This is a genomic window from Streptomyces sp. NRRL S-495 (genome assembly GCF_000966955.1).
In the GTDB taxonomy this organism is placed as follows: domain Bacteria; phylum Actinomycetota; class Actinomycetes; order Streptomycetales; family Streptomycetaceae; genus Kitasatospora; species Kitasatospora purpeofusca.
In genome coordinates this window covers 1-10,554 of the sequence record NZ_JZWY01000515.1, presented here as the reverse complement: position 1 = coordinate 10,554, position 10,554 = coordinate 1, and the positions used below count along the sequence as shown (strand labels likewise).

Sequence of the window (10,554 nt, the reverse complement as noted above, 5' to 3'; positions counted from 1 at the left end):
CGGCGGTCCGGCCGATCCGGTGCAGCTCGACCCACAGCGCGGCCGGGCGCAGTCGTAGGAACGCCGGCCACATCGCGTCTACGAGCTGCCAGGCGGTCGCGGCCCGGCCCGTCGCGGCGGCCCAGCGGACGGCGTCGGCGAGCCGTTCGGTCTCCGCTTCGAGCCACTCGAGTGCGGCCGACTCGTCGGTGAACTCCCTGGCCCGGGGGTCCTGTTCGGTGGCGTAGTCGCGGCGCAGGGTGCGGTGGCTGGGGCTCAGCAGTGCCTCGGCGGCCGTGGCGGAGGCCAGATACCGGTCCAGCACGCGGTCGACGGCGGCCCGCCCCTCCGCCCGGTCGTGGATCGCAGCGGCGTGCGCCCGGGCGTGCAGCTTCACCAGGCCGTGGAGACGGAAACCGCCGTCGGTCTCCTCCAGCAGGTGGATGTCGGCCAGCTCGTCGACCAGCGGCTCGGCCTCGACCGGCTCCAGGCCGCCGACCTCGCACAGGACGTCCGGGGTGACGACCGGGAAGGGCAACAGACCGAGCAAGCGGTACAGGCGAGCGGCTCCCGCTCCCAATGCCTCGAAGGACGCATCCAGGGCGTGCCGCACACCCTCTCCCCCGACATCGAGCAGGGCGAGCCGCCGGGACTCCAGGCCGAGCGCCTCGGCCGTGACGGCGAGCGGCTGTGCGGGACGGGCGGCGATCCGGGCAGCGGCGAGGCAGACGGCGAGCGGGAGGCGGGCGCAGCGCTCGACCACCAGGGCGGCAGCCGCGGGTTCCCGGTCCACCCGCCCGGCGCCGACACCCTGGGCGAGCAGTCGCACCGCGGCATCGCGGGAGAGCGGGCCGACCTGGTGGAACGCGGCACCGCCCAGGCCGAGCCGGGTGAGCCGGCGGCGACTGGTCACCACGACCACGGCGTGCCCGGAGCCGGGGAGCAGCAGACGGACCTGCTCGGCGGTGGCGGCGTTGTCGAGCAGCACACCGATCCGGCGTTCAGCGGTGAGCGAGCGCCAGAGCGCTGCGGCCTCGGCTGTGGCGCTCGGCGCCGGTGCGACACCGAGAGCGCGCAGGAATCCTCCGAGCACCTCGGCGGGGTCGGCGGGCCCGCCGGCGGCGTGAGCGCGCAGGTCGGCATAGAACTGGCCGTCCGGAAAGCGGTCGGCGTGGCGGCGCAGCCAATGAACGGCGAGGGCGGTCTTCCCGACCCCGGCGGACCCGGTGACCACCACGGTCACCTCGCCGGCTCCGGCCTCCGGTCCCAACTCACTCTCCAGGTAGCCAAGATCTTCTTCGCGACCAATCAAGTGACGTGACGCCGAGGGAAGTTGGCGGGGAACCGGAAGCGCCGGGGCGGCGGTCGGCGACGCCGCGGTATGGCCGTACACGGTGAGGTCGCGGATCTGTCCGGCCTGGACGAAAGCCCCGGAGATCCGGGCACCGGCGGCCGAGTTGCGCACCGTGAAGGGCTGCTCGCCCATTCCGCCCAACTCGTTCACCGGCCGGCCCCGACGGGCCGACGGGGCCGAACTCCCGGCCGACCGAATCGATCCGGCTCCACTGGCTCCCCCTGCCCGCAGGACGACGGGTGACGACGGCACAGGGCAGCGAGGGCGGCCGGGTCGATCGTCGACATCGGCCAATTATCGCCGACACCGCGCACTGTCACACCTGTTCGAGCGAATCGGCGGCGCCATCAGGGAAGTTGGCCGGGTCGGCCACCATGAAGGGGCGAGCCGGACCGGCCCTTGGTGTGTGGGTACGGGGGTACGGGGTCAGGGGGTCGTCAGGGGGACGGCGGCTTCGGGGGTGAGGAGGCGGGCGGTGAGGGACTCCTGGAGGTAGAGGGCGATGGTGTCGGCGGTGTGGGAGAGGTAGCCGACCGAGACGTCCTGGCCCAGGACGAGGGTGAAGTCGCCGCCGCGGGTGGAGAGGAGCAGGGCGCCCTCGATGGCGGGGGCCCAGATCAGCTCGCCGTCCAGGAGGCGGGCGATGTGGCTGGCGATGGGGTAGCCGTGGTCGGAGGTCTCGTTGACGGCGGTGTAGGTGTCGGCGCCGAGGAGGAGGGCGTAGGGGCCGCCCACTCCGGCGAGGCGGAGGGTGGTGAGGGCGCGGCTCACGGCTTCCGGGTATTCGCGGACGTCGGCGGGGAGCGGGATGGCGGGGTTGGTGGCGGCGGCGCGGATGCCTTCGATGCCGGCGGCCGGGTAGCCGTCGAAGAGGGCGCGGTCCTCGGTGAGGGCGAGGGTGCGGGCCGCTGCCTGGACCGGCGCCCAGTCGGAGTCCCGGGAGCCGCGTTCGACGTCGTCGACGGCGGCGCGGTCGACGGTGAAGGGCACCCGGAGTTCGATCAGCGGGCGGACCTCGCGGGCGTGGGCCTGGACGCCGGGGGTGGGCGGCTCGATGGTGGTGAGGTGGCCGGTGCCGACCGCGGCGAGGGCGGGGCCGTCCGGGCCGGCCAGGTCGACGACCCGGCGGCCGGCGAGGTGGAGTTTGAAGGTCTGCCTGGCCTCCTCCTCGATCTCCTCCCAGGCCGCGGCGGAGACGGGGGCGAGCTCGCGGTGCAGGTTGTTCATGACGCGGGGGTGCCTTTCAGGCTGCCGATGGCGAGGGAGCCGTCGGTGAGGAGAGCGGCGGTGGGGAGCGCGGCAACGGGGAGAGCGGCGACGGGCGACGGGGCCGCGAGCGCGACGGGGGTGGCCAGGGCCGGGGCCGGTGGCGGGTCGGCGAGGAAGTCGGCGGTGGGGACGTGGAACAGCGTGCCGGTGACCGCGGTGGAGAAGTCGAGCAGGCGGTCGTGGGCGGCCGGGCCCCGGCCGGCGAACATGTTGCGGATCATCTCCTCGGGCACCTCGGGGTCGCGCGCGTAGCCGATGAAGTAGGTGCCGGCCTCGCCGCGCCCCGCCGGGCCCCCGTCGAGCCGGCCGAAGGGCATGTTGAACCGCAGGATCTGCCGCTCCTCGCCGTCCGGGCCGGTGACGGAGGTGAGCGCGACATGGGAGTCGGCCGGCTTGGCGGCGTCGTCGAACTCGATGTCGTCGGCCTTGCTGCGGCCGACCGCGCGTTCCTGCTGGTCGACGGTCAGGTGCTCCCAGGCGGCCAGGTCGTGCAGGTACTTCTGCACGATGACGTAGCTGCCGCCGGCGAAGTCCCGGTCCTCGTCGCCGATCAGCACGGCCTCGGCGGCCTCCCGGCCCTCCGGGTTCTCGGTGCCGTCCACGAAGCCCAGCAGGTCGCGGGCGTCGTAGTAGGAGAAGCCGTTGGTCGCGTCGACGACGGTGGCGGCGCCGGAGAGCCGCCGGGTGATCCGGCCGGCGAGCTCCCAGCAGACGTCCATCCGGGCGGCCCGGATGTGCAGGAGCAGGTCGCCGGGGGTGGCCGGGGCGCGGTGGCGGGGGCCGGCCACCTCGGGGAACGGGTGCAGGGCGGCCGGGCGGGGGCCGTCGAAGAGCCGGTCCCAGGCGTCGGAGCCGATGCCGGTGACGCAGGTGAGGCCGACGTCGGGGGCGCGGAAGGCGATGGCGTGGCGGAGGCCCGCGAGGTCGGGCAGCAGTTCGCGGACCGCGCCCTCACCACCGGGGTCGACGGTGAGGACCAGGAAGATCGCGGCGGTGGTGAGCGGGGTGAGGACCGGCTGCGGGGCCGGTGGGTCGGCGGGCCGCGGTTGCGACTGCGGCTGCGGCTGTGCCTGGGGGGACTGTGGCGGCATGGGCGGACTCCGGTCTCCGGGGCCTGATCATCCGTACGATTACACCCCGGAGCGGACATTTCGGCGCGGGCGGCGGTCCGGTCGGCCGTACGCCCCCCACCCTCGCCACGGAGCAGCGGCGAGGGTGGGGGGCGAGGGAGGAGGGGACGAGTCACGCGCGGGAGCGGCGCAGGCCGAGGGCGGTGACCAGGGCGCCGAGCGCGACCGCCGCGACCGGCACCGCCAGCGCGGCCCGCAAGCCGTCGGGGCCGCCGACGGTCAGGCTCACGGTGGTGACCGCCGAGAGCCCGAGCGCCGCGCCGAACTGGAAGGCGGTGTTGAGCAGTCCGCCGGCCAGCCCCTGCTCCTCCTCGGCGACGCCGTTGGTGGCGGCGATGGTCAGCGGCCCGTACGCGAGGGCGAAGGCCAGTCCGGTGAGGATCATGGTCGGGAACATCATCGGATACGTCCAGTCCGGCCCGACCGGCAGGAACAGCGCGTACGAGACCACCGCCAGGCAGAAGCCGCCGAGGATCACCCGGACGTTGCCGAAACGCTCCACCAGCCGGGGTGTGAGGGTCGGCGCGAGCACCGCGTCCACCCCGACCGCGAGCAGGGCGAGGCCGGTCTGCAGCGGGGACCAGCCGCGCAGGTCCTGGAGGTAGAGGGTGACGACGAACTGGAAGCCGAAGAACGAGGCCGCGAACAGCAGCGCGCCGATGTTCGCCCGCAGCAGCGGGCCGGAGCGCAGCAGGCCGAGGCGGAGCAGCGGGGCGGCCGAGCGCCGTTCGATCGCGACGAAGGCGGCCAGCAGGGCCGTGCCGCCGGCGAACAGGGCGAGGGTCGGGCCGGCGGTGGTGCCGGGTTCGCCGAGCCGCACCACGGCCTGGACCAGCAGCAGCATGGCGCCGGTGACGGTGACGGCGCCGCCCAGGTCGAAGCGCTCGCCGGGGCGTCGGACGGGCGCCTGGTCGCGTGGGAGCAGCGGCACGGCGGCGAGCAGCAGGCCGCCCGCGAGCAGCACCGGGGCGAAGAAGACCCAGCGCCAGCCGACGGCGGTGAGCAGTCCGCCGGCCACCAGGCCGAGCGAGAAGCCGGCCGCGGCGGTGCCCGCGTAGACCAGCAGTGCGCGGTTGCGGCGGGGCCCCTCGGCGAAGGCTGTGGTGATGATGGCCAGCCCTGCGGGGGTCATGAAGGCCGCCGCAAGGCCGGTGGCGAAGCGCGCCAGGATCAGCACCCAGGGGGCGCCGGCCAGGCCGCCGAGGCCGGAGCAGAGCACGAAGACGGTGAGCCAGAGGAGGAACATCCGGCGCCGTCCCAGCAGGTCGGCGGTGCGGCCACCGAGCAGCATGAAGCCGCCGTAGCCGAGCACATAGGCGCTCAGTACCCAGCTCAGCGAGCCGGTGTCCATCCCGAGGTCCGCGCGGATCGACGGGAGCGCCACGTTGAGCATGGCGACGTCGATGCCCTCCAGGAAGATCGCGCCGCAGAGGACGAGGAGGACGGCCGCCTCCCGACCGGTGAAGCGGGAGGAGCGGTCAGCAGGCGGGAAGTCAGCCGGTGGGGAGTCGGCCGGAGCGGCGGCCGGACGGCCGGTTTCGGGCACGGCTGAGGACGTGGACACAGTGGTCTCCTGGAAGTGCGCGGGGGGCGGGGAGGCCGGACGGGGCGGTTCCCGTTCGTCCGGTCGGTTCCCTCTTGTAACCATCGCCATCCTGAGGCAGCATCAGGGAGCGTGGAAGAAGGCACTTTGAAGTCACCGACGCACTGCGCGGTTACCGAGGACGACTACGACGTGCTCCAGTGGGACACCCGGGAGGACTGCGAGGTGCGGCAGATCCTCGACCGGATCGCCGACAAGTGGTCGCTGCTGGTGATCGCGCTGCTGGACCGCGGCTCGCTGCGCTTCACCGAGCTGCGGCGGGAGATCGACGGGGTCAGCCAGCGGATGCTGACCGTCACCCTGCGGCAGCTGGAGCGGGACGGCCTGGTCGAGCGGACCGTGCACGCCGTGGTGCCGCCCCGGGTCGACTACGCGCTGACGCCGCTCGGGCGGACGCTGCACGAGACCGTCCGCTCCCTGGTCACCTGGACCGAGACGCACCAGCGCGAGATCGCGACGGCCCGGGCCTCGTACGACGCACGCGTGGGGTGAGCGCACACGAAAGGGGCGGGTCCGAGGATCTCGGACCCGCCCCTGCCCCGGCCGCGCACTCACCGGCCGCGTACACGGACCGGCCTCGTACTCGGACGGGCAGCGCGCTCAGACGCGCAGCGCCGCCAACTGCTGCTCGAACGGCACCACGGCCTCCGGCTGCGCCGCACCGTCCCCGGCCGGACCGCTCGGGGCCCGGCCGGCGAGCAGTCCGGCGAGTTCTCCGGCCGCGCGGTCGATCCGGCCCGGGAGGCCGTCGGTGAGGCGGTCCCCCGTGGTGCCCCAGTCGTCGGTGGCGGCATAGACCGAGGTCGGCACCACCACCGAGCGCAGATAGGAGAACAGCGGGCGGACGGCGTGCTCCAGTGCGAGCGAGTGCCGGGCGGTGCCGCCGGTGGCGGCGATCAGCACCGGCTTGCCGGTGAGGGTGTCGGGGTCGATCACGTCGAAGAACGACTTGAACAGCCCGCTGTAGGAGGCGGCGAAGATCGGCGTCACCGCGATCAGCCCGTCCGCCCTTCCGACCGCCTCGATCGCCTCGCGCAGCGCGGGTCCGGGGAAGCCGGTGACGAAGTTGTGCGCGATGTCGGTGGCGAGGTCGCGCAGTTCGACCACCTGGACGTCCACTTCCCGCCCCTCGGCGCCGAGTTGACGGACCGTCGCATCGGCCAGCCGGTCGGCGAGCAGCCTGGTCGAGGACGGCTTGCTCAGTCCGGCGCTGATCACCACCAGTCGGTACGCGGTCACTTGGCCACCTCCACGGTCTGCTCGGTCTCCACGGTCTGCTCGGCCGTGTCGGAACCCTGCTCCCGGCGGGCGCGCTCGGCCGCGAGCCGGGTGGCGTGGGTCGGCGCCTCCGGGACGCCGGCCGGGCGGCCCTTGGCGAACTCCTCGCGCAGCACCGGCACGACCTCCTCGCCGAGCAGGTCCAGCTGCTCCAGCACGGTCTTCAGCGGCAGGCCGGCGTGGTCCATCAGGAACAGCTGGCGCTGGTAGTCGCCGAAGGTGTCGCGGAAGGCCAGGGTCTTCTCGACGACCTCCTGCGGGCTGCCGACGGTGAGCGGGGTCTCCGCGGCGAACTCCTCCAGCGACGGGCCGTGGCCGTACACCGGCGCGTTGTCGAAGTACGGGCGGAACTCCCGCACCGCGTCCTGCGAGTTCTTGCGCATGAACACCTGGCCGCCGAGGCCGACGATCGCCTGCTCGGGCGTGCCGTGCCCGTAGTGGGCGTAGCGCTCCCGGTAGAGGTTGACCAGCTTCTGGAAGTGCTCCTTGGGCCAGAAGATGTTGTTCGCGAAGAAGCCGTCACCGTAGTAGGCGGCCTGCTCGGCGATCTCCGGGCTGCGGATCGAGCCGTGCCAGACGAACGGCGGGACGCCGTCCAGCGGGCGCGGGGTCGCGGTGAAGGACTGCAGCGGGGTCCGGAAGCGGCCCGACCAGTCGACCACGTCCTCGCGCCACAGCTGGTGCAGCAGCGCGTAGTTCTCTATCGCGAGCGGGATGCCCTGGCGGATGTCCTTGCCGAACCACGGGTAGACCGGGCCGGTGTTGCCCCGGCCCATCATGAGGTCCACCCGGCCGTCGGAGAGGTGCTGGAGCACCGCGTAGTCCTCGGCGATCTTCACCGGGTCGTTGGTGGTGATCAGCGTGGTCGAGGTGGAGAGGATGATGCGCTCGGTCTGCGCGGCGATGTAGCCGAGCAGCGTGGTCGGGGAGGACGGCACGAACGGCGGGTTGTGGTGCTCGCCGGTCGCGAAGACGTCCAGGCCGACCTCCTCCGCCTTGCGCGCGATGGCCACGGTCGCCTTGATCCGCTCGTGCTCGGTCGGGGTGCGGCCGGTGGTCGGGTCGGGGGTGACATCGCCGACGGTGAAGATTCCGAACTGCATGCTGCTCACCACACTCCTGGCTGATCCCGCCGGGAAGCCGGTTCAGGATCCGATCGTCAAAGTTTCAACCACCTTAGCATCCGCCCCCTCGGGGTTATTCCCCCGAGCGCCCGGCACCCGGTCCGGGAGCGCACGGCGACCGCGCGGCAGGTCCGGGAGCAGGCTGAGCAGCCCCGCGACGGCCATCGCGACCCCGAGCCACAGCACGGAGCGCAGACCGAACGCGTCGATGGCGAGGCCGCCGAGCAGCGAGCTGAGGATGACGCCCAGCGTGATGAAGGAGTTGTGGACGGTGTTCACCAGCGGACGGGAGCCGCCGATCCGCTGGACCCGCGAGACCATCGCGGGGTTCATGGTGACCCCGACCAGGCCGACGCCCAGCAGCAGGCCGACGGCGGGCACCCGGAACTGGGCGAGGACCGCGAGGCCGGCCAGGAACACGGCGTTCAGTGCCAGGCCGGTCGCCAGCACCGGCAGCGCGTACCGGTCGGCGAGCCGGCCGACCACGGTGTTGCCGACCACGGTCGCCGCGCCGTAGGCGACGAGCAGCAGCGGGACGGAGCCGGCCGAGAAGCCGGTGAGCTCGGTCAGGATCGGGTTGACGTAGCTGAACAGCGTGAAGGTCGCGCCGATGATCAGGGTGCTGGTGACGAAGGCCAGCCACAGCCGCCGGTTGCGCAGCGCGCCCAGCTCGTCCCGGAGCGAGCCGGTGCCCTCGGCGTGGTCGGCGTCCGGGACCCCGGCGAGGGTGCACAGCGCCACCACTGCGGTGAGGACGGCCACCGCCCAGAACGCCGCGCGCCAGCCGAGGTGCTCGCCGATCACGGTGGCGAGCGGCAGGCCGAGCAGCGTGCCGAGCATGAGGCCGTTCATCAGGACGGCGATCGCCCGACCGCGGATCTCCGGGCGGGCCAGCTGGGCGCAGAGCGAGACCGCGATGCCGAAGAAGGCCTGCGCGGCGACGCCGGAGACCACCCGGGCCACCAGCATCACCGGGTAGCCGGAGGCCGTCGCGGCGAGCAGGTTGCCGACGAGGAAGATCGCGAACAGGAGCATCAGCGCGGCCCTCTGCCGCATCCGGAGCAGGGCGACGGCGAGGAACGGGCCGCCGAAGGACATCGCCACCGAGAAGGCGGTGATCAGGTAGCCGATCTGCGGGACGGTGGCATCGAGGCCCTCCGCCAGCTGGGGCATCAGCCCGGCGACGGCGAACTCGCTGGTCACCATCGCGAAGACGCCGAGGGCGAGGACGTACACGGCACGTGGCATGGGAAGGGCTCCCCCGTTGGTTTTGGATTGATCGGTACAGAATGAGGGCAAGTGCGAGCACACCCGGAGCGCACAGGCGCACCCCGGATCGGGGCACAGCGAATCAGGGGATCAGGGGATCAGGGAGTGAGGGCGTCCAGAGCAGTGGCGGCCACGGCCTCGACGGCGGCCCGGTCGGCCCCGCCCTTGGCGGCCACCCGCATGCCGCCGATCACCGCATTGACGAAACGGGCCAGTTCCTCCGGCGTCCGCCGGCCGGCGATCCCGCCCACCAGTTGCCCGGCGGCGATCGCGGCCCGCAGCGCGGCGAGCCGCACCTCCTGGTCGTGGACCAGCATCGCGTCCGCCTCCGGGTCGCGCCCGGCCAGCTCCACCACGGTGTTCACGGTCAGACAGCCGATACTGCGGCCGTCCGGGCGGTACTCGAACTCGGTCTCGACGATCCGCGCGAGCAGGACCCGGATCCGCTCCAGCGGGGGCAGCTCCGGGTCCTCCAGCAGTTCGATCTGCGGGACGGTCATCAGCTCGATGTAGCGGGCCAGCGACCGCTTGAACAGGTCGTGCTTGCTGCTGAACGTGTTGTAGATGCTGCTCCGCCCGAGGCCGGTCGCCTCGCAGAGGTCCTGCGTGGAGGTGGCCTCGTAGCCGTTCGCCCAGAACGCGTGCATCGCCGCGTCGAGCGCCCGGCCCTCGTCGAAGGTGCGCGGTCTCGCCATGGCAGCACGTTAGCCTTTTTGGACCGTTCGGTGCAATACCGGCGCGGTCGCTCCGGGGCCGGACGCGGGGAGGCCCCCGGCGGCGCGCCGTTCGCGCGCCGCCGGGGGCCTCGGGGTGGTTCCAGGTGCTTCCGAGTGCTTCCGAGTGCTTCCGGGATCAGAACTCCGGTGTCAGTACTCGGCCTTGATGTTCGCGCCGGAGAAGCCCTGCTGGCCGTAGAGGCTCACGAAGACGTAGCCGGCCGGCGGGTTGGTGATGGTCAGGGTCTCGGAGTTGTTGTTCGCGGTGGTGGACTTGGCGGTGTACGAGTTGGTGTACGCCCAGTTCGTGGCGTTGTAGTAGAGGTCGGCGTTACCGGTGCCGCCCGTGCTGGTGAGCTTCAGCTGCTTCACCCCGGCCGGGAGGTACAGGTAGAAGTGCGCGTAGTTGCCGGTGGTCGCGGAGAGGTTGCTGCGGCTGCAGTTCTTGTCCAGCTGACGCGGGTCGGCGCCGGCGCACTCCGACTGGCCCCCCACGGTGACGTCCTGCCGGGCGCTCGCGGTCGCGCCCTTGTCGTCGGTCACGGTGAGGGTGACGGTGTAGGTGCCGGCCTTGGTGTACGACTTGGTCGGGGTGGCGGTGGTGGCGGTGGTGCCGTCGCCGAAGTCCCAGGCGTAGGCGGTGATCTTGCCGTCCGAGTCGGTGGAGCGGTTGACGAAGGTGACGCCCAGCCCGCTGGTCGTGGCCGTGAAGGCGGCGGCGGGCGCCTGGTTGCCGGGCGGGTTGGTGCTGCCGGAGCAGGCACCGGCCGCGCAGGCGGTGAGCCACGTGTCGAAGTCGGCGTCGTAGCGGGTGCCGATGGTGGTCTTGAGG

General features: G+C 72.8%; 9 protein-coding genes and 1 pseudogene. 1 reads left to right on the top strand and 9 read right to left on the bottom strand.

What is annotated here, in order from left to right:
• From VR45_RS25630 to VR45_RS25615, 4 genes and pseudogenes are all read right to left on the bottom strand, one after another.
• Positions 1-1,465: pseudogene (locus VR45_RS25630) on the bottom strand (ATP-binding protein); the annotation flags it as partial.
• A 294-nt stretch (positions 1,466-1,759) separates the two neighbouring features.
• The gene (locus tag VR45_RS25625; protein WP_045942198.1) at positions 1,760-2,560 is read right to left on the bottom strand and encodes a family 1 encapsulin nanocompartment shell protein; all 801 of its coding nucleotides are present in this window, start codon (positions 2,558-2,560) and stop codon (positions 1,760-1,762) included.
• The gene (locus VR45_RS25620; protein ID WP_063772545.1) at positions 2,557-3,693 is read right to left on the bottom strand and encodes a Dyp-type peroxidase; all 1,137 of its coding nucleotides are present in this window, start codon (positions 3,691-3,693) and stop codon (positions 2,557-2,559) included. Before VR45_RS25620 ends, VR45_RS25625 begins: the two co-directional genes overlap by 4 nt.
• A 151-nt stretch (positions 3,694-3,844) precedes the next feature.
• Positions 3,845-5,152, bottom strand: a complete 1,308-nt coding sequence (locus VR45_RS25615; protein WP_045942200.1) for an MFS transporter — start codon at positions 5,150-5,152, stop codon at positions 3,845-3,847.
• Between the two features lie 270 nt (positions 5,153-5,422).
• Between VR45_RS25615 and VR45_RS25610 the strand changes: the two genes are divergently transcribed.
• Positions 5,423-5,827 carry a helix-turn-helix domain-containing protein gene (locus VR45_RS25610; RefSeq protein WP_234326146.1) on the top strand — a complete coding sequence of 135 codons (405 nt, stop codon included), beginning with the start codon at positions 5,423-5,425 and terminating at the stop codon, positions 5,825-5,827.
• Between the two features lie 108 nt (positions 5,828-5,935).
• Here VR45_RS25610 and VR45_RS25605 read toward each other — a convergent pair whose 3' ends face one another.
• The 5 genes from VR45_RS25605 to VR45_RS25585 all read right to left on the bottom strand — a co-directional run.
• Positions 5,936-6,574, bottom strand: coding sequence for an FMN reductase (locus VR45_RS25605; protein WP_045942196.1), 639 nt, complete (start codon positions 6,572-6,574; stop codon positions 5,936-5,938).
• Positions 6,571-7,716: an LLM class flavin-dependent oxidoreductase gene (locus VR45_RS25600; protein WP_045942195.1), complete on the bottom strand. Its 1,146-nt coding sequence runs from the start codon at positions 7,714-7,716 to the stop codon at positions 6,571-6,573. The genes VR45_RS25605 and VR45_RS25600 overlap by 4 nt, the downstream gene beginning before the upstream one ends.
• A 42-nt stretch (positions 7,717-7,758) precedes the next feature.
• Positions 7,759-8,985 (bottom strand): MFS transporter, encoded by a 1,227-nt coding sequence (locus VR45_RS25595; protein ID WP_078896825.1) that lies wholly within the window; start codon positions 8,983-8,985, stop codon positions 7,759-7,761.
• Between the two features lie 119 nt (positions 8,986-9,104).
• Positions 9,105-9,701, bottom strand: coding sequence for a TetR/AcrR family transcriptional regulator (locus VR45_RS25590; protein WP_045942194.1), 597 nt, complete (start codon positions 9,699-9,701; stop codon positions 9,105-9,107).
• 171 nt (positions 9,702-9,872) lie between these two features.
• A partial coding sequence (locus VR45_RS25585; protein WP_045942193.1) for a PKD domain-containing protein occupies positions 9,873-10,554 on the bottom strand: 682 nt, incomplete at its 5' end.